At 68.1% G+C, this 18,183-nt stretch carries 13 protein-coding genes; 5 read left to right on the plus strand and 8 right to left on the minus strand.

Annotated features, from left to right (window positions below):
- Positions 1 to 11: 11 nt before the first annotated feature.
- Together F7R26_RS06115 and F7R26_RS06120 are read right to left on the minus strand one after the other, a co-directional pair.
- Positions 12 to 626, minus strand: a complete 615-nt coding sequence (locus F7R26_RS06115) for a GNAT family N-acetyltransferase (protein WP_150983805.1) — start codon at positions 624 to 626, stop codon at positions 12 to 14.
- 10 nt (positions 627 to 636) lie between these two features.
- A complete protein-coding gene (locus F7R26_RS06120) occupies positions 637 to 1,515 on the minus strand; it encodes an AAA family ATPase (RefSeq protein WP_043344836.1) in 879 nt (292 codons plus the stop codon).
- A 408-nt stretch (positions 1,516 to 1,923) separates the two neighbouring features.
- On the opposite strand from F7R26_RS06120, the gene F7R26_RS06125 reads away from it, so the two are divergent.
- Positions 1,924 to 2,271 (plus strand): c-type cytochrome, encoded by a 348-nt coding sequence (locus tag F7R26_RS06125; protein ID WP_043344837.1) that lies wholly within the window; start codon positions 1,924 to 1,926, stop codon positions 2,269 to 2,271.
- A 12-nt stretch (positions 2,272 to 2,283) separates the two neighbouring features.
- Entirely contained in the window at positions 2,284 to 2,682 is a 399-nt protein-coding gene (locus F7R26_RS06130) for a c-type cytochrome (RefSeq protein ID WP_150983806.1), read from the plus strand.
- Positions 2,683 to 2,802: 120 nt separating this feature from the next.
- Here the strand turns inward: F7R26_RS06130 and aroG are convergent, their stop codons facing one another.
- Both aroG and F7R26_RS06140 read right to left on the minus strand, forming a co-directional pair.
- Positions 2,803 to 3,882 (minus strand): 3-deoxy-7-phosphoheptulonate synthase AroG, encoded by a 1,080-nt coding sequence (gene aroG / locus F7R26_RS06135; RefSeq protein WP_150983807.1) that lies wholly within the window; start codon positions 3,880 to 3,882, stop codon positions 2,803 to 2,805.
- A gap of 326 nt (positions 3,883 to 4,208) precedes the next feature.
- Entirely contained in the window at positions 4,209 to 4,466 is a 258-nt protein-coding gene (locus F7R26_RS06140; protein ID WP_338404698.1) for a helix-turn-helix domain-containing protein, read from the minus strand.
- Positions 4,467 to 4,716: 250 nt separating this feature from the next.
- Here F7R26_RS06140 and F7R26_RS06145 point away from each other — a divergent pair, with 250 nt between their 5' ends.
- Positions 4,717 to 5,772: a class I SAM-dependent methyltransferase gene (locus tag F7R26_RS06145; protein ID WP_150983809.1), complete on the plus strand. Its 1,056-nt coding sequence runs from the start codon at positions 4,717 to 4,719 to the stop codon at positions 5,770 to 5,772.
- A 45-nt stretch (positions 5,773 to 5,817) separates the two neighbouring features.
- Here the strand turns inward: F7R26_RS06145 and tldD are convergent, their stop codons facing one another.
- From tldD to F7R26_RS06160, 3 genes are all read right to left on the minus strand, one after another.
- Positions 5,818 to 7,278 (minus strand): metalloprotease TldD, encoded by a 1,461-nt coding sequence (gene tldD, locus F7R26_RS06150; protein WP_150983810.1) that lies wholly within the window; start codon positions 7,276 to 7,278, stop codon positions 5,818 to 5,820.
- 112 nt (positions 7,279 to 7,390) lie between these two features.
- A complete protein-coding gene (locus F7R26_RS06155) occupies positions 7,391 to 8,248 on the minus strand; it encodes a carbon-nitrogen hydrolase family protein (protein WP_150983811.1) in 858 nt (285 codons plus the stop codon).
- A 66-nt stretch (positions 8,249 to 8,314) separates the two neighbouring features.
- Positions 8,315 to 12,646, minus strand: a complete 4,332-nt coding sequence (locus F7R26_RS06160) for a YhdP family protein (protein ID WP_150983812.1) — start codon at positions 12,644 to 12,646, stop codon at positions 8,315 to 8,317.
- A 228-nt stretch (positions 12,647 to 12,874) separates the two neighbouring features.
- On the opposite strand from F7R26_RS06160, the gene glnE reads away from it, so the two are divergent.
- Positions 12,875 to 15,715, plus strand: coding sequence for a bifunctional [glutamate--ammonia ligase]-adenylyl-L-tyrosine phosphorylase/[glutamate--ammonia-ligase] adenylyltransferase (glnE, locus tag F7R26_RS06165; RefSeq protein ID WP_416351323.1), 2,841 nt, complete (start codon positions 12,875 to 12,877; stop codon positions 15,713 to 15,715).
- A complete protein-coding gene (gene rrtA, locus F7R26_RS06170) occupies positions 15,712 to 16,347 on the plus strand; it encodes a rhombosortase (protein ID WP_150983814.1) in 636 nt (211 codons plus the stop codon). The genes glnE and rrtA overlap by 4 nt, the downstream gene beginning before the upstream one ends.
- Positions 16,348 to 16,423: 76 nt before the next feature.
- On the opposite strand, the gene F7R26_RS06175 is transcribed toward rrtA, so the two are convergent.
- Positions 16,424 to 18,127 (minus strand): S8 family peptidase, encoded by a 1,704-nt coding sequence (locus tag F7R26_RS06175; RefSeq protein ID WP_150983815.1) that lies wholly within the window; start codon positions 18,125 to 18,127, stop codon positions 16,424 to 16,426.
- Positions 18,128 to 18,183 lie beyond the last annotated feature (56 nt).

Consider the following 18,183-nt stretch of genomic DNA (forward strand, 5'->3'; position numbering starts at 1 on the left):
TGCGTGCCGGTTCACGAGGCGCGCCCCGGCAGGTCCAGGCGGTATTGCAGGTGGCGCTTCACCGTCGGCCATTCGCTGGCGATGATGGAGAACACCACGGTATCGCGCAGCGAACCGTCGGGCATGCGCTGGTGGTTGCGCAGCACGCCGTCCTGCTTGGCGCCAAGCCGGGCGATGGCGGTGCGGCTCTGGTGGTTCATCCAGTGCGTGCGGAACTCCACGGCGATGCATGCCAGCTGCTCGAACGCGTGCGTGAGCAGCATCAGCTTGCATTCGGTGTTCACGGCGCTGCGCTGCACGCGCTGCGCATGCCAGGTATGGCCGATCTCCAGGCGCCGGTTGGCACCGTCGATATTGAAGTAACGCGTCGCGCCCACTACCGCGCCCGGCACGCCATCGCGGACCTCGCGGATCACGAACGGCATCGCGCCCTGCTGCTCGCGCATCTGCAGCGCGGTGTCGGTCCATGCGCGCACCTGGTCCGGCGCCGGCACCGAGGTGTACCAGAGCTTCCACAGCTCACCATCGGCGACGGCGGCCTGTACCTCGGCCTCATGCTCCGGGCGCAGCGGCTCCAGCAGGGCGTGCTGGCCGCGCAGGGTGACGGGTTCGATGAAGCGTGCCATGGCGTGGCGCTCAGCGGTTGGCGCGGTTCATGAAGACGAGACGCTCGAACAGGTGCACGTCCTGCTCGTTCTTCAGCAGCGCGCCATGCAGCGGCGGGATCGCGGCCTTCTTGTCCGGGCTCTTGAGCGCTTCGGGCGGGATGTCCTCGGCCATCAGCAGCTTGAGCCAGTCGATCAGTTCCGAGGTGGAGGGCTTCTTCTTCAGGCCCGGCAGGTTGCGCATCTCGTAGAACGACTCGAGCGCCGCGGCTACCAGCTCGCGCTTGATGCCGGGATAGTGCACGTCGACGATGCGCTGCATGGTCTCCGCATCCGGGAACTTGATGTAGTGGAAGAAGCAGCGGCGCAGGAAGGCGTCGGGCAGCTCCTTCTCGTTGTTCGAGGTGATGATCACCAGCGGGCGGTGGCGCGCCTTGACCAGCTCGCGCGTCTCGTACACATAGAACTCCATGCGGTCGATTTCACGCAGCAGGTCGTTCGGGAATTCGATGTCGGCCTTGTCGATCTCGTCGATCAGCAGCACCACCTGCTGGTCGGCCTCGAAGGCCTGCCAAAGCACGCCCTTGATGATGTAGTTGCGGATGTCGTGGACGCGGTCGTCGCCGAGTTGCGAATCGCGCAGGCGCGACACTGCGTCGTATTCATACAGCCCCTGCTGCGCTTTGGTGGTGGACTTGATGTGCCACTGCAGCAGCGGCATGCCGAGCGCCGCGGCCACCTCCTCGGCCAGCATGGTCTTGCCGGTGCCGGGCTCGCCCTTGATCAGGAGCGGGCGCTGCAGGGCGCGGGCGGCATTCACGGCCAGCTTGAGGTCATCGGTGGCGACGTATTGCTGCGTGCCTTCGAAACGGTTTTGCTGGTTCTGGCTGGCGTTGGTGGTGTTGGACATGGGGCAACCTGAAGGGGTTTGTGCGTGTCGGAATTGGCCAGTATAAAAGAGCTTTTCGGTTCGCGTGTGGCTCGCCGTGCCATGCTGGACTGCCACGTGCAGCGTGCTGTACAATGCGGCGGTTTGACGCGCCCCCCACGTCCAAGACTCCACCCCCCTCGCTTTGTCCGCCTTGTCACTCCCGCGGCCCTTGCCGGGAGGCGGCGATGACAAGAGATGGTTACAGAATGAGGCGGAGACAACGCCGAGATGCACCGGCAGCGCTTACCACGGCGCGCGGGTATCCGGCATGCTGGCAGCACCGCATCTACCCGCGGGCAGATACGGTCCGGCCGGACGCATTCTGAAGCCATTTCCGACCGGTTGGGCAGGTCACGCAGGGTTTAACACTTCCAATCAGCTACGACAATGAAAAAGCTCCTCACGATGGTGGTGCTGGGTGCGGCCGCAACCGCTGCGCAAGCCCAGGAAGTCAAGGGCAATGTGGACGCCGCCAAAAACAAGGTCGCGATGTGTATTGGTTGCCATGGGATTCCCGGCTATCGCGCCTCCTTCCCCGAGGTGTACCAGGTGCCCCTGCTCGGCGGCCAGAACGCCAAGTACATCGAGAATGCGCTCAAGGAATACCAGAAGGGCGACCGCAAGCACCCGACCATGCGTGGCATTGCCGCGACCCTGACCGACCAGGACATCGCCGACGTGGCTGCCTACTACGCGCAGCAGTCTTCCAGCACGCAAAACAACACCCAGAAGTAAGAGGACCCACCCATGAATACGCTTAAGACGCTTTCGCTCGCGATCGGCGCACTCGTGCTGGGCGCCTCGGCCATCACTGCCTCGGCCGCCGACCTCGCGCGCGGCAAGGCGCTGGTGGAGAAGGGCAACTGCGCGGCCTGCCACGGCGCCGGCATGAATGCCCCGATCACCCCGGATTACCCGAAGCTGGCCGGCCAGCACGCCGACTACCTGTACCACGCGCTGGCCGCCTACCAGATCACCACCAACCCGCAGGTGGGCCGCTCCAACGCCATCATGGCTGGCCAGGTCAACGCCAACCCCGGCGTGACGGGCAAGGATGGCAAGCCGCGTCCCTTCACCCGGGATGAACTCAAGGATATCGCCGCCTACATCGAATCGTTGCCGGGCGGCCTGGTCCTGAAGAAGTAAGCCAGACGGCGCCGGCCCAGGCCGCGCGCGCTTCCGGAACAAGAAAAAGCCGCTGGTCCCAGCGGCTTTTTCTTTGCCCGCGCGCCCGGTGCGCAAGCGCCCCGGGCCGCGTCAGGCGGCTCAGTTGCCGGTGCCCTTGGCCAGGCGGCGTGCCTTGACGGCGCTGGCCAGGGTTTCGAGCACCTTTACCGAATCGTCCCATCCGATGCAGGCATCGGTGACCGACTGGCCGTAGGTGAGGTCTTCCACTGGCGTGCCCTGGACGTGGTCCTGGCGGCCGCCCACCAGGTGGGATTCCACCATCACGCCGACGATGCGTTCGTCGCCCGCGGCCATCTGCCGGCCGATGTCCTCGCAGACCGGGATCTGGTTCTCGTGCTTCTTGCTGCTGTTGGCGTGCGAGGCATCGATCATCAGGCGCGCGGCCAGGCCTGCCTTGGAGATTGCTTCGCAGGCTTCCTGCACGCTGGCGGCATCGTAGTTGGGGGTCTTGCCGCCGCGCAGGATGATGTGGCAATCCTCATTGCCCGAGGTCGACACGATGGCGGAGTGCCCGCCCTTGGTCACCGACAGGAAATGGTGGGGCTGCGAGGCGGCCTTGATCGCATCGACCGCGATCTTGACGTTGCCATCGGTGCCGTTCTTGAATCCGACCGGGCACGACAGTCCGGAGGCGAGCTCCCGGTGCACCTGGCTTTCGGTGGTGCGCGCGCCGATGGCGCCCCAGCTGACCAGGTCGGCGATGTATTGCGGGCTGATCATGTCGAGGTATTCAGTACCGGTCGGCACGCCCAGCTCGCTGATGTTCAGCAGCAGTTCGCGCGCGGTGCGCAAGCCATCGTTGATCTTGAAGCTGCCGTCCATGTGCGGGTCGTTGATCAGCCCCTTCCAGCCCACGGTGGTGCGCGGCTTTTCGAAATACACCCGCATCACGACCTCCAGTTCCCCGGCGAACCGGTCGCGCTGGACCTTGAGCAGCTTGGCGTACTCGAGCGCGGCGCGGGTGTCGTGGATGGAGCAGGGGCCGATGATCACGATCAGGCGGTCATCCATGCCGTGCAGGATCCGGTGCATGGCCTGGCGCGCGCCGTAGATCACGTCGGACGCCTTTTCGGAGCAGCCGAACTCGCGGATCAGGTGCGCCGGGGGCAACAATTCCTTGAGTTCGCGAATACGCAGGTCGTCGGTGTTCTTCAGCATGATGGCTCCGGATTTTGTAGGGTCGTGTGTTTGGGGTGTCTGGGCTAGAGCTGGGTGCGGGCCGGTATAAAAAAAGCCGCCAGGTTCGCTGGCGGCTTTTTTTGAATTCTGGAGGCACTTACGATCGTCCCTCTCCATCCGCCAGCGGTGCGAGATCGCTAAAAAAGTAAAAATAAAACTTAGCGGACATGGATGGGATGCGGCTCAAATGGCGTTGGTTATTTGCGGCAACGCGTCACGAGATGGCAGAAAATTGCGCCGACCCTGCCAGTTTTTCCGGCGAAGACCGTTGACCATCGGGTAACGAAGCATCTTTATAGCGCGTTTTAAGGGGCTTGGCAAGCGTCCGGCATTGACCCAGCCACAATTTCCGTCCGTCCGATGGCGGGTCCCGGATCCAGTTCCAGCCCACGCATCACGGCGGCGGTGCGGTTCTCCACGCCCAGCTTCACATACACATGCTGAAGGTGTTTTTGCACCGTGCGGGCGCTGATGCCAAGCATGCCGGCGATTTCACGGTCCGTCTTGCCGTGCGCCAGCCAGCGTAGCACCTGCTGCTCGCGCGCGGTCAGCCTGGCGAGCATGGAGAGCGCCTGGTCATCCTGGCAGCGGCTGGATGTGAGCATTGCGGCGGCTTTGGGCTGCGCGCCGGTACGCAATGCTGCGTATTGGCGCCTTCCCGTGCGTGAACCAACATGAATGAGGCCAGTATAGGCGTCGCCAGCGCGCACCGCAGTGCGGCGGCGGCGCCTGCACCGGTTTGCCCGGGGGAAGACAGGCGAACGCGGCGTGCCAGGCAGCTCAGGCGCGCGGGGCTAAGGGGGAGGGAACATCATGGCGATCGATGAGGGGAGGCTAAACGCCTTCATGGGGCAGTTCGTCCAGGATCTGGGCGCGGTGATGCATGCCGCCACCATCGTGGTCGGCGATACGCTTGGCTTGTACAAAGCCTTGGCCGAGAAACCAATGACAGTGCAGGTGCTGGCCGAGAAAACCCATACCGATGCGCGCTATCTGCTCGAGTGGCTGTCCGCGCAGGCGGCCAGCGGTTATGTCGCGTACGACCCGGCCACCGATCTGTTCAGCCTGACCGAGGAGCAGGCCTTCGCGCTGGCCCAGGAGGGCAGCCCCGCCTTTATTCCCGGCGCCTTCCAGATCGCCGTCGCGCAGTTCAAGGCGATTCCCAAGATCGTGGACGCCTTTCGCAACGGGCGCGGGCTGGGCTGGCATGAACATGATCCGTCACTGTTTCACGGCACCGAGCGGTTTTTCCGTCCGGGTTATGCGGCGCACCTGACCGCGGAATGGATTCCCGCGCTGGACGGTGTGCAGGCCAAGCTGCAGGCTGGCGCTCGCGTGGCCGACGTGGGCTGCGGGCATGGCGCTTCCACCATCATCATGGCGCAGGCGTATCCGGCATCGGAGTTCTACGGCTTTGACTACCACGAGCCGTCGATCCGCTTCGCGACCGAGGCGGCGGTGCGCGCCGGCGTGCAGGACCGCGCGCATTTCGAGGTGGCAAAAGCCAAGGAGTATGGCGGCAAGGATTACGACCTGGTGGCCGTGTTCGACTGCCTGCACGATATGGGCGATCCGGTTGGCGCCGCAGCGCATGTGCGCGAGACCTTGCGTCCGGACGGCACCTGGATGATCGTCGAGCCTTTCGCCAACGACCGGCTCGAAGACAACCTGAACCCGGTCGGGCGGGTGTTCTACTCGGCCTCGACCTTCATCTGCACGCCAGCGTCGCGCTCGCAGGAGGTGGGGCTGTGCCTGGGCGCCCAGTCGGGCGAGGCACGCATGCGCTCGGTGGTGCAGCAGGGCGGTTTTTCGCGTTTTCGCCGGGCGGCGCAAACGCCGTTCAACCTGATCTACGAGGCGCGGCCCTGAACGGCAAGGGACCGCGCCCGACCTGCCTGACCTGCGGGACGGCAATCAGGCCGTGCCGCCCACCGTCATGTTCTCGATGCGCAGGGTCGGCTGGCCCACGCCCACCGGCACGCTCTGGCCTTCCTTGCCGCACACGCCCACGCCCGAGTCCAGGCGCATGTCGTTGCCGATCATGGTGACGTCCTTGAGCGATTCCGGGCCATTGCCGACCAGCGTGGCGCCCTTGACCGGGGCAGTGATCTTGCCGTCCTCGATCAGGTAGGCCTCGCTGGCGGAGAACACGAACTTGCCGTTGGTGATGTCGACCTGGCCGCCGCCGAAGTTGACCGCGTAGAGGCCGCGCTTGACGCTCGCGATGATCTCCTGCGGGTCGCGGTTGCCGTTGAGCATGTAAGTGTTGGTCATGCGCGGCATCGGCAGCGCGGCGTAGCTCTCGCGGCGCGCGTTGCCGGTTACCGGCATCTTCATCAGGCGCGCGTTGAGCGTGTCCTGGATATAGCCCTTGAGGATGCCGTCCTCGATCAGCGTGGTGCACTGGGTCGGGTTGCCCTCGTCGTCGAGGTTGAGCGAGCCGCGGCGGTTGGCCAGCGTGCCGTCGTCCACCACCGTCACGCCCTTGGCCGCCACGCGCTCGCCCATGCGCCCGGCGAAGGCCGACGAGCCCTTGCGGTTGAAGTCGCCTTCCAGGCCATGGCCGATGGCCTCGTGCAGCAGCACGCCGGGCCAGCCCGGGCCGAGCACGACGGTCATCGCACCGGCCGGCGCCGGACGCGCCTCGAGGTTGACGAGCGCCGAGGCCACGGCCTCGTCCACGTACTGGCGCAGCAGCTCATCGGTGAAATAGCCGTAGGCATAGCGCCCGCCGCCGCCGGAGGAGCCGATCTCGCGGCGCCCGTTCTGCTCGGCGATCACCGTGACGGAGACCCGCACCAGCGGGCGCACGTCGGCGGCGATGACGCCGTCGCTGCGCGCCACCAGCACCACATCGTATTCGCCGGCCAGGCCTGCCATCACCTGCACCACGCGCGGGTCCTTGGCGCGGGCCATGCGTTCCACGCGTTCGAGCAGCGCCACCTTTTCGGCGGCGTCCATGGAGTCCAGCGGGTCATTGGGCGAGTACAGGTTGCGCCCGCCCTGGGAGGCCATCTTGCTCGCCACCTTGACGCGGCCGCTGCCGGCGCGGCCGATGGTGCGGGTTGCGGCGCCGGCCTTGAACAAGGCGTCCAGGCTGATGTCGTCGGAGTAGGCAAAGGCGGTCTTGTCGCCGGACACGGCGCGCACGCCAACGCCCTGGTCGATGCTGAAGCTGCCCGACTTGACGATGCCTTCTTCCAGGCTCCACGCCTCGTTGCGGGTGTACTGGAAGTAGAGATCGGCGTAATTGACCTTATGCGTGAAGATGTCGGCCAGCACGCGCTGCAGGTTGGTTTCGTCCAGGCCGTAGGGCGCCAGCAGCAATTGCTGGGCGGTGGCGAGGTTGCGGATTCCGAGGTCGCCGGCGTTCATGGTTGTCCTTTATCGTCGTGCCGCGGTGGCGAAATGACGCCGCCGCGTAAAAATCTGGGATGCTGGCGATTCCGGGGAATCCGGGAATCGGCCAGGTCATGGCTTGTACATGCTACAGCACCCGATGGCGCAGCGCAGGCAGGTTCTGACGCACCTCGTCCAGGCGCGCGGGGTCGATCAGCCCGCTCACCACGCCTTCGCCTTCCGGCAGCACCGCCATCACTTCGCCCCAGGGGTCGATCAGCATCGAGTGGCCCCAGGTGCGCCGTCCGTTCTCGTGCTTGCCGCCCTGTGCGGCGGCCAGCACATAGCACTGGTTTTCGATGGCGCGGGCGCGCAGCAGGATCTCCCAGTGCGCCTGGCCGGTGGTGTAGGTGAAGGCGGCCGGCATCAAAATCAAGCTGGTGCCGCCGCCTGCCGCGAGCTGTCGGTAGAGCTCCGGAAAGCGCAGGTCGTAGCAGACCGACATGGCGACCCGCCCACAGGGCGCCTCGAAGCTGACCGGAGCCTGGCCGGCCAGGATGGTACGCGATTCGTCGTAGCTTTCGCTGCCGCGGGTGAAGCCGAACAGGTGGATCTTGTCGTAGCGCGCCACCCGTTCGCCGCGCGGGTCGTAGACGAGCGACGTGTTGTAGACGCGGGCCTCGTCCTCGCACCACAGGGGCAGGGTGCCGCCGACCAGCCAGATCCGGTGGCGCCGCGCGGCATCGGCCAGGAATGACTGGATCGGCCCGTCGCCGTCGCGCTCGCGGATGGCGACCTTGTCGCCTTCGCGCAGGCCCATCAAGCAGAAGTACTCAGGCAGCAGCACCAGCTCGGCGCCGCCCTTGGCGGCCTGCGCGATCAGCGCGTCGGCGCGGGCCAGGTTGGCCTCGGGCGAAACCCCGCTGACGGTCTGGATGGCAGCGACGCGAAAAGGGGTCGCGCCGTGGGCCGCGCTGGGTGCTGATGCGGAGGCGTTTGCGGTCATGAAGCGGTTTCCTTGGCTTGCGGCGGCTGCGCGGCGGGGCTCGGGCGGCAGGGCCAGTCGCTACGGTTATGGCGCCGGGTAGACACGATTGAACAAACCCTGCACGGGCGGCGAATCGGTCTTATTCTCCCCCACTTTGATGATCTGCGGGTTCGCCCAGCCACCGCTGATATGGTAGCGGCGGCTGAAGGCCTTGGAGAATTCGTCAGCGAACAGCAACTGCGCCGCCAGTGTGCCGATGCCGAGCGCGGGATTGATGAACGCCGCCGCTACCGAGGCGGAGGTGGCGTTGATGCGCGGCACGACCGTCACGTCCAGGTCCTGCGTTTCGCGCGGGATGTTCGCGCTGCCGGTCATCGAGGCGCGCAGTTGCCCGCCCTTGAGCGCGAAGTCCTTGGTGCTGGCCACGCCGTTCTCGATCGTGCCGATGCCGGTGATCTCGTCAAACACCATGCCCTGGCCCGCCACGCCGCGGAAGTCGAAGGTGGCCAGCCGCATCAGGCCTTGCAGGCTAAGCACGCCCAGCAGCTTGGCCGCGCCCGGGTCCACGCTGAGGATCTGGCCGTTCTCCAGCTGCAGCTTCATCCGGCCCGACAAGGTCGGGTAGTCGATCGCCAGCGGCGAGCCGCGCCATCCGACCCGGCCTTCGAAGGTGCCGTGCCCATCAGCCAGCATGTGGGGCAGGCCCATGCGTTCGAGCACCTGGCCGCCGTTGCGCACGTCGAGCTTGAAGTCGAGCAGCGTGCGGCGCTCGGCGGCAGCGCCCTCGCGCACCCGGCGCGGCAAGCGCCAGCTGCCGCTGCCGGTAAAGGTGGCGCCCGGTTGCTCGATGACCAGCCGGTCCAGCGTCCATACGGGCTCGCCGCCGTCTTCGCTGGAGCGCGCCTTGACCTCCAGCTTGCCGAAGTCGCGGCCGTGCAGTTCGAACCGATCGGCGACCAGGTCCAGCGCTGGCAGGTCGCTGGTGCTGCCGTCGAGCGGATCACCGGCGCTGGCGGCGTCGCCGGTGTCGGGAATGCTCAGGTGCGACAGGCGCAGCGTGAGCGCGCCTGCGGGGGTGGCTGCATCGCTGCGCCAGCGCAGGTTCCCCGCCACCTGGCGGGACTCGATCTGCATGCCCCAGCCAGCGCTCTCGCGCGTGGCCTCGAGCACGGCATCGTCAAACTCGCGGCCAAAGGCGTGCAGTGTGCGCGTGCGCAAGGAAATGCGTTCAGGCAGATAGGCGGACACCGGTGCGGCATTGCCTGCGCTGGCCTTGCCGGACTCCGCCAGCAGGGCGCGCCACGCGTCCAGGTCGAAGCGGCTGGCCGTGAGCGCCGCGGTGACGCCGCTGGCGGGCTGCGGCGCCGGCTGCTCGATGCCGATCCCGCCGGCTTGCACTTCCACGGCGTCGCCATTTCGGCGCAGCAGGTAGCGTGCATTGAGCACGTTGCCATACTGCACCAGCATCTCCTCGATGCCGGCGCGGGCGGCTGCCGGGCGCAGCTCAAAGCGCATTGGCACGGGCTGCGCCGCGCTCTTGGCCATGGGGGCAGGCAGGTTCACCGCCAGCCCGGCCAGCTCCGATGCGACCGTGATCTGGGGCTGGTGATCGCGCACGCCGATCACGGCGCTGTAGGCGGTGCTGCCTTCCAGCTTCTGTACCAGCGCGGCCGCGGGCGAGGCGCCAAACGCCTCGCGGATGCCCTGGGCGGTGAGGCTGCCACCGGCATTGACCCGGATCGTGCCGTCGGGCTGGCTGCCCCCGCCGGCGCGAATCTCGCCGCCCAGGAAGCGGGCGCGCAGGTCGTTGAGCTGGAAGCCGTGCTCGTTGAAGGCGACCACGCCGGTGGTGCCGGCCAGTACCGGCAATTGCGGGATCAGCACCACCTCGTTGCCGGGCAGCCGGAACTGGCCGTCGACCTTGGTCGCGTGCGCCTCGGTCAGCGGCAGGTCAAGCTTGAGCCGAAGCTCGCCGTTGCCCTGGGCGCGCATATCCGTCAGCACCTGGCCGGTCCAGTCGCGCACCGGGCTGGCGGCGACGAAGCGCAGGAAGCCTGCCATCGACCCGCTGGCGCTGCCGTCCAGCACCAGGCGGCCATGCTCGCCGAGGTCTGCGATGCGGCCATTGACGTCCTGCAGCGTGACGCCGGTGGCGCCTTGCACGCCGGCGCGCTGCGCGACGAACGACAGGCCGCCGCGCTCGAACAGCAAGTGGCCGCTGATGTCGGTGAAGTTCGGCCAGGCCTTGCCGCCATTGCTGGCGCTGGCGACGCTGCCCGCCGGCGCGCTCACATGGGGCGCGATCTGGTAGCTGACATGCTGGATCGGCACCTCGACCCGGAAGTCGCCGGCACCCTCGAACGGACTGTGGAAGGGGAAGTGCTCCAGGTCGCCCTTGACCAGGAACTTGACGTCGCTGGCTTCGCCGCCGACCAGGGCGCCAGCCAGGTACTGGCGCGTGGAGGCGGGTATGCCCATGGGCAGGTAGCGCGGCACACGGCTGACCTGGGCGCGGGTCAGCTCGCCGGTCAGGTCGGCAATGCCGCCGTGCCCGTCGCCACCGGCGTGCCATGTGCCGCGTACGCTGCCGGCGGTATCCGCGTTGGCGAACTGCACGCCGTCGGTGCGCACCGCCAGCTTGCCATTGTCATTGGTCCAGCGCACCTCGCCGTTGATCTGGTCGAACGACAGGCGCGGATCCTCGAACATGCCCGGCAGCATCAGCGCGGCATTGTTGCCTTCAAAACGGGCGCTGCCCTGGCGCTCGTCGAAACTGAAGCTGCCGGAGATCCGCGAAAAGCCCGGCACGCCCAGGTGGGGCTTGCCATTCGCGCCGACGGGCGGGTTGGCGGGCTGGCCAAGCACCGAGACGCTGCGCAGCGTGCCCTGCACGTTGAAGTGGCGCTGGCCATCGCGGCGGCTCAGCATGCCCTGGCGATCCCGGGTCCAGTTCACGTCCAGGTTGTCGACATGGCCGGAGGGCTGGAGCGCGCGCAGCTGGCGCGACAAAGCGGTGTCGAGCGGCAGCGAGGTGGCCAGCGCGCGCACGGTGTTCAGGTCGAAGGTGGGTGCCTTGAGCGTGAACTTGCGCAACGCGCCCTTGTTGTCGGTGGCCCAGCCGACCACTACCTTGCGCATGCCTTCGCGCCAGGCGCCTTCGCCGCTGGCCAGGCCGGCGGCCGCGCTGGCGGCGCCGGGGGAGGCCGCTGCCGCGGAAGCCGCCTGCGCTTGCTGTGCCTGTGGCACGGCCGGCCCTTCCGCCGGCTCGGGCTGCCACAGCAGGGTGTCGATGGTGAGGATGTGGTCGCGGTCGCGCCCCGCGCGGTGCAGGACAAAGGCCTGGGCACTGGCGAGCTTGAGCGCTTCGGGCGCGCCGGAGAGCTTCAGGTCCACGCTGCTGGCGCGCAGCCGGGCTTGGCTGCGGGTGATCTGGCCGCCGCGAAACTCGATGGTGCCGTCGGTGCTGAAGGTGCCGCGCGTGACCCGGTCGAAGATCGCGAGATAGCGCTGCAGCACCGGGAGCTCCAGCCGGCCAAGGTCCCAGCTGGCTTGCCCGTACCAGTTGTGCCAGTCGCCGGTGCGGTGCAGGTATTCATGGCGGAAGTCCGCCTGCACCACCAGCGGGCGTGGCGCAAGCGTGGCCGATTGCGCTTCGAGCTTGAACGTGTGGCGCGAGCCGTGGCGCTGCACGCTGAGCTGGATATCGCCCACGTCCAGTTGCGGCAGTTTGTTCTTGTCGTCGAGCCAGCGCAGCTTGCCGTCGGTCAGCTCGACCTTGCCCTGGGCCAGCAGCCAGTCGAACAGCCGGTTGTCCTGCGGCTGGGCACCGGTGGTATCCACGGCCATGCCGGCCACCTTGAGCTTGCCGTCGGCGGAGCGGCGGATCAGCAGGTCGGTCCGGCTGGCGGAGATCCGCTGGAACAGCACGTCCATGCTGAACAGGGAGCGCCATGACAGCTTGCCGTCAAGCTCGCCCGCCGCCAGCAGCACGCGCTGCTCGGCGTCGACGGCCTTGACGTCGCGGGCATGGAAAGCGGGGTGCCAGCCATCCCAGTAGGTATCCAGCTGGCCGATGCTCAAATGGGCCGCGAGCGCCACCGAGCCGCGCTGCTCGAGCCAGGTGCGCGCGGCGGAGGCCTGCGGCCAGAGGACGAAGCGGATCAGGAGCCCGGCGAGCAGCGCCAGCAGCACCAGCGCCAGTGCCAGGCGCACCAGCACGCGTCCCAGGCCGCGCCAGATGGGATGGCGCAAGCCTGCGAGCAGGGCGCGGCCGCAAGCACGCGCAAACGCAAGTGCGCGCAGGTTGCCTTGCTGCGTTGGGGGTGATGAGCCTGCACCGGCGGCCCCTTCGCGTGCCGGCGTGCCGCCGGCGGTGGCGGCGGAGGAGTCGGCAGGTGGGGTGGCGCGGCTGGACATGCGCAGATTATCCGACAATACTAGGCGCTCTCCAATTCGGTGCCTGACCGGCCGTGCATAACGCGCGCGCCGGCCCAGGGCCGGCTCACGCGCTACCAAGTAACAGGAATGACTTCCACTGATCCGACGAGTTCCGCAGCCGCGCCCGATACTGCTGCAACCGATGGCGCTGCCGGCGAACATGCGCCCGGCAACACTTCCAGCGCTGCCAGGCAGGCTGTTGCCGACATGGCCACCGGCCCGTTCTCGGTGGTGGCCGCCGTTGAACTCGTGCCGGTCGATTGCGCCGGCATGGCATTGTACTCGCCCGCCTATTCCCATTACACCCGCCGCATGGTGCAGGCCCGTCCCGAGCTGGCCGAAATCGTCGCGCTCGCGCGCGACCAGCCCCTCACGCGCGCCTGGATGGAGGCACGGCTCAAGGTCCTGCATGAGCCGTCCGCCGATGTGGACGACGCCATCAAGCGCGCGCTGCGCCGCTTGCGCGCGGAAGTGATGTGCGTGGTGATCGAGCGCGATCTGCGCGGGCAGTCGACGCTGGGCGAAGTCACCGGCGCGATGACGGATCTGGCCGAACTCGGCATCCAGTACGGCCTGGCCATGCTGGAAGCGGACCTCGCCCCGACCTACGGCCGTCCGGTCGGGCAGAGCAGTGGGGAAGTCCAGGAGCTGGTGGTGGTCGGCATGGGCAAGCTGGGTGGCCGCGAGCTCAATGTGTCGTCCGATATCGACCTGATCTTCCTGTACGACGAAGACGGCGACACGCGTGGCGGGCAACGCAGCCTGTCCAATCACGAATACTTCATCCGCCTGGGACGGCGCCTGATCAACCTGCTGGCCGACGTGACCGGAGACGGCTACGTGTTCCGCGTCGACATGCGCCTGCGCCCCAACGGCGACGCCGGGCCGCTGGCCTGCAGCTTCGGCATGCTGGAGCAATACCTGATGGTGCAGGGGCGCGAGTGGGAGCGCTACGCCTGGATCAAGGGTAGGGTGGTGTCGGCGCTGGATACCCCGCATGCGCAGCGTACCGCCGCGCAGCTGGCCAGCCTGACCACGCCCTTCGTCTTCCGCCGCTATCTCGACTACGGCGTGATTGCGGCGATCCGCTCGCTGCATGCGCAGATCCGCGCCGAGGCGGCCAAGCGCAGCGGCGGGCTGGCGGCGCCAGGCGGCGGCCAGCGCGTCAACCAGCGTGCCTTCAATATCAAGCTCGGCCGCGGCGGCATCCGCGAGATCGAGTTCATGGCCCAGGTCTTCCAGCTGATCCGCGGCGGCCAGGACCCGGCGCTGCGCATCCGGCCCACGCTGGAGGTGTTGACGGTGGCGGTCGAGCATGGGCTGTTGCCTGCGGGCCAGGCCGAGCAACTGGCGCACGCCTACCGCTTCCTGCGCCAGCTAGAGCACCGCCTGCAGTATCGCGACGATGCCCAGACGCACCACCTGCCAACCTCGGAAGAGGAGCAGCTGGCGGTGGCGAAGATGATGGGCTGCGCCGACTGGCCGGCCCTGCTCGAGCGGCTGGCATCGCTGCAGGATCCGGTGGCGCAACAGTTCGAGGCCACCTTCTCGGACCCCGATGAAGCGCACGCGCCGTGCGAGGCGTTGTGGCCGGCGCTGGTCCAGGAAGAACAGGATGAACCGCCGTGCGAACGCCTTGCCTCAGCCGGCTTCAGCGATTGCACCGGGCTGCTCGACCGCCTGCGCGCCATCGGCGGCTCGCTGCGTTACCGCGCGCTGTCCGAGCCCAGCCGGGTGCGCTTTGACCTGCTGGTCAACCGCGCGCTTGACCTGGCCTCGCGCCAGGAAGATGCCGACCGCACCATCGCCCGCTTTGTCGATTTCCTGGATGCCATCAGCCGCCGCGCGTCCTACCTGTCGCTGCTTTCGGAGTACCCGCAGGCGATGGCGCGCGTGGCCGACACGCTGCACGCATCAAGCTGGGCCGCCGCCTACCTGACCCGCCACCCGCAACTGCTCGACGAACTGCTCGACAGCGACGCCCTGGCGGGCGCGCCCGACTGGGCTGGCTTTCGCACCCGCCTGGCCGCGCGCCTGGACGCAGCCGAAGGGCAGATCGAAGCGCAGATGGACATCCTGCGCCGGGAGCACCACGCCGAGACCTTCCGCATCCTGTTGCAGGATCTGCAAGGCATGCTGACCGTGGAGCAGATCGCCGACCGGCTGTCGGACCTGGCCGATGCCATGCTCGAGGTGACCCTGCAGGCCGTCTGGCGCCAGCTGGCGACCCGCCATGCCGAGCAGCCGCGTTTCGCCGTGATTGCCTACGGCAAGCTGGGCGGCAAGGAGCTGGGCTATGCCTCCGACCTCGACATCATCTTCCTCTACGAGGACGAGCACGAGCGCGCCCCGGATGTCTATGCCGCCTACGCGCGCCGCCTGATCACCTGGCTGACCAGCCATACTGCCGCCGGCACGCTGTTCGATGTCGACACGCGCCTGCGCCCCAACGGCGAGGCCGGGCTGCTGGTGACCAGCTTCGAGGGCTTTCGCCGCTACCAGCAGCGCGAGGGCGACAACACCGCGTGGGTGTGGGAGCACCAGGCCCTTACCCGTGCGCGTTTTTGCGCGGGCGACCCCGGGATCGGCGCGCATTTCGAGAGCCTGCGCGACGAGATCCTGCGCCAGCCGCGCGACGCCGCCACGCTGCGCGGCGAGATCGTCGCCATGCGCCACAAGGTGGCCGATGGCCATCCCAACCCAAGCGGATTGTTCGACCTCAAGCATGATCGCGGCGGCATGGTCGACATCGAGTTCACGGTGCAATACCTCGTGCTGCTGCACAGCCACGAGCATCCCGCGCTCACGCGCAATGCCGGCAATATCGCGCTGCTGCGCACGGCAGGTGAAATCGGCCTGATCGATGCCACGCTGGCGCGCGAAGTGGGCGACGCCTATCGCCTGTTCCGTGCTCGCCAGCACCAGTTGCGCCTGGACGGGCAGGTTCACGCACGGGTTGCGCCGACCGTGGTGGCGCAGCAGGCGGAACACGTGCGCACCCTCTGGCAAGCGGTGTTCGGCGAGCCGGTTGCCGCCGGCGGCAAATGAACGTGCAGGCGGCTGGCGCGGCGCGCCGGCCGGGATGGCCCGGCATGCTGGCCGTACTGGCGCTCACGGCCGCCCTGGGTGCCGCTTTTACCTTTATTCCGTGGCTGCATGCGCACGGGCTCTATCTGCGCGATGCGGTCATGGGCCATGGCGTGGCGGGCCAGTGGTGGCGCCTGCTGACGGCAATGTGGGTCCACCTTGGCTGGCGGCACTGGCTGGCGGACCTGCTGGCCGCCGCCGGCCTGTTCCTGCTGATTGGCCGCGAGGCGCGCGCCGGCGCGATGCTGGCGGTCCTGTTCGCCTGCGGTGTAGCCGTGCAACTGGCGTTGTGCCGGGTGCCGTCGGTGGGCTGGTACGGCGGATTGTCCGGCGCGTTGCACGGGTTGGCCCTGTGGGGCGGGCTGCGGCTGCTCTATGGCAGCGGTGTGTCGCGCGTGCTCGGCGTGGCGCTCTGCCTTGGCGTGTTGGTCAAGACCTGGCTTGAGCAGTCGTGGCTCGCGCCCGTGGTGTTCGACGCGCAGTGGGGGTTCGGGGTCGTGCGCATCTCGCACGCGGCCGGCGCGCTGGCCGGCCTGGGGCTATGGCTGGTGCAGGAGTGGTGGCAGCGCCGCCACGGCCAGCCACCCGCATAAGCGTGCTGCTAGGGGAGGGGCCGGCCCAGGCCGGCCGCTGCCCCTCGGTCGCCGCGAATTCAGCGCGGTTTCAGCGCTACCGCGCCGGGCTCCGGCGGCGTCCGACCCAGTTCAACAGCAAGCCAAGCGCGCCCAGCCCGAGCGCGAGCGGCCACGAAATCGCGCCGCCGCCGCCGCCGCCCGAGGAGGTGGGTGGCGCGGCGGGCGCCGGCTGGACCACCTGCGTGCCGGCCGCTACGGCAGCATTGGCGTCGAGCAGGCCCGCGCCACAGATGCCGGCATTGGCGGGGGCCGTGCAATACGTGCCAGCCGGATGCGGCCGTGCCGAACTCTTCAAGGTGGCAAGCACCTGGGCGGGCGTGAGCGCCGGGTTGGCGGCGAGCATCAAGGACACCACGCCCGATACCAGCGGCGCGGCAAAGCTGGTGCCTTGCGAATTGATGACGTTGTAATTGCCAAGCGAGGTGGTGCCGTCATTCGACAGGGTCCGGATGAACGACTCCGCCACCGAGCATTTGCCGCCCGACACCTTGGAGTTGCCGCAGCCGCCGCCCGGTGCGCTCAGCGTAACCTGCGGTCCCACATTGGCATAGCTGGCGTTCTCGCCGTCATTGGCATGTGCCGTTACGGCGACCACGCCGGTGCAGTCGGCTGGCGCCTCGACCGCGCCGGCGCTGTTGCCCGTGGCGGCAACCACAACCACGCCATTCGCGGCGAGGTCGGTCACGGCTTGCTGCTCGATGCTGGAGCAGGTTCCGCCGCCCAGGCTCACGTTGATCACGCGCGCCGGGGTGGGGTTGGCCGGCACATTGGGCACGGAGAGGCCGCCGGCCCAGCGCATGCCATCCACGGTGTCCGAGAGCAGCGCGCCGCAGCGGCCGGAGACACGCACCGGCTGGATGCGGGCGTTCCAGTCCACGCCGGCGATGTTCACCCCGTTATTGGTCAGCGCGCCAAGCGTGCCTGCCACGCGGGTGCCGTGCCAGCTATTGCTGGTTGCGGTCGTGGTCGGCGTGGTGGTGCCTGGGCAGGTGAAGCCCGCCGGCACGCCGTCGCCGGCGTCGGTGGCATCGGCGTCCCGTCCATCACCGTCGTTGGCGATGGACGGATCGGTAATGAAGTCATAGCCGGGCACAATGCGGCTGGCGAGATCAGGGTGCGGCAGGTAGCCGGTATCGACCACGGCGATCACCAGGCTGCTACTGCCGCGCGTGCGGTCCCATGCGGGTGGCAGGTTCACGCCGCCCACCACCTGGGCAGGGGTGCCGAGGTAGGGCTGGTTGAGCGCGAACTCGGGATCGTTGGGCACGGTGTCGTGCAGCCGCAGCCAGCGGTCCGGCACGGCATCGGCGATGCGAGGGTCCTGGCGCAAGCGAGCGGCGGTAGCTTCGGGGTCGGCCGCGTCGCCGGGACTGGCACTGAGCAATTGCAGGTTGCCACCCATCTGGCGCTTGACCGCCACCGAGACGCCGGTGTTCTGGCGGATGCCGAGCATGCGGTCGGCATCGATTGCGGCGGCGTCGCTAGCGCCGCCTGCGGATTTTGCCGCGCTGGCGTTGCTGGCGGCGCTGAGCGTCGCAGCCGAGCTTGTGCTGCCGTCACGCCAGCGCACGATGAAGTTGCCGGTGTAGTGCGGTGCGGGGCGCGCGGCGGGGTCGGGGGCTGCGCTGGCTGCGGCCGGCGCACCCAGCCAGAGGGCGGCGCCCAGCGCCAGCAGCAGTGCGGCATGGGACGCCACGCGCCGCGTTTCGCCAGATCGAAATGGAAGCGGTTCCTGCATGTCTACGTTCTCCCGTTGAGCCCGCTTCGGACTGACCGCGGTTACAGCATTCAATC

Origin of the sequence: Cupriavidus basilensis (assembly GCF_008801925.2) — a bacterium.
Classification (GTDB): Bacteria; Pseudomonadota; Gammaproteobacteria; order Burkholderiales; family Burkholderiaceae; genus Cupriavidus; species Cupriavidus basilensis.

Bases quoted from the DNA above. Each gene is read 5' to 3' on its own strand.
- F7R26_RS06115 (WP_150983805.1), bottom strand. From the start codon at position 626: ATGGCACGCTTCATCGAACCCGTCACCCTGCGCGGCCAGCACGCCCTG.
- F7R26_RS06120 (WP_043344836.1), bottom strand. From the start codon at position 1,515: ATGTCCAACACCACCAACGCCAGCCAGAACCAGCAAAACCGTTTCGAA.
- F7R26_RS06125 (WP_043344837.1), top strand. From the start codon at position 1,924: ATGAAAAAGCTCCTCACGATGGTGGTGCTGGGTGCGGCCGCAACCGCT.
- F7R26_RS06130 (WP_150983806.1), top strand. From the start codon at position 2,284: ATGAATACGCTTAAGACGCTTTCGCTCGCGATCGGCGCACTCGTGCTG.
- aroG (WP_150983807.1), bottom strand. From the start codon at position 3,882: ATGCTGAAGAACACCGACGACCTGCGTATTCGCGAACTCAAGGAATTG.
- F7R26_RS06140 (WP_338404698.1), bottom strand. From the start codon at position 4,466: ATGCTCGCCAGGCTGACCGCGCGCGAGCAGCAGGTGCTACGCTGGCTG.
- F7R26_RS06145 (WP_150983809.1), top strand. From the start codon at position 4,717: ATGGCGATCGATGAGGGGAGGCTAAACGCCTTCATGGGGCAGTTCGTC.
- tldD (WP_150983810.1), bottom strand. From the start codon at position 7,278: ATGAACGCCGGCGACCTCGGAATCCGCAACCTCGCCACCGCCCAGCAA.
- F7R26_RS06155 (WP_150983811.1), bottom strand. From the start codon at position 8,248: ATGACCGCAAACGCCTCCGCATCAGCACCCAGCGCGGCCCACGGCGCG.
- F7R26_RS06160 (WP_150983812.1), bottom strand. From the start codon at position 12,646: ATGTCCAGCCGCGCCACCCCACCTGCCGACTCCTCCGCCGCCACCGCC.
- glnE (WP_416351323.1), top strand. From the start codon at position 12,875: ATGGCCACCGGCCCGTTCTCGGTGGTGGCCGCCGTTGAACTCGTGCCG.
- rrtA (WP_150983814.1), top strand. From the start codon at position 15,712: ATGAACGTGCAGGCGGCTGGCGCGGCGCGCCGGCCGGGATGGCCCGGC.
- F7R26_RS06175 (WP_150983815.1), bottom strand. From the start codon at position 18,127: ATGCAGGAACCGCTTCCATTTCGATCTGGCGAAACGCGGCGCGTGGCG.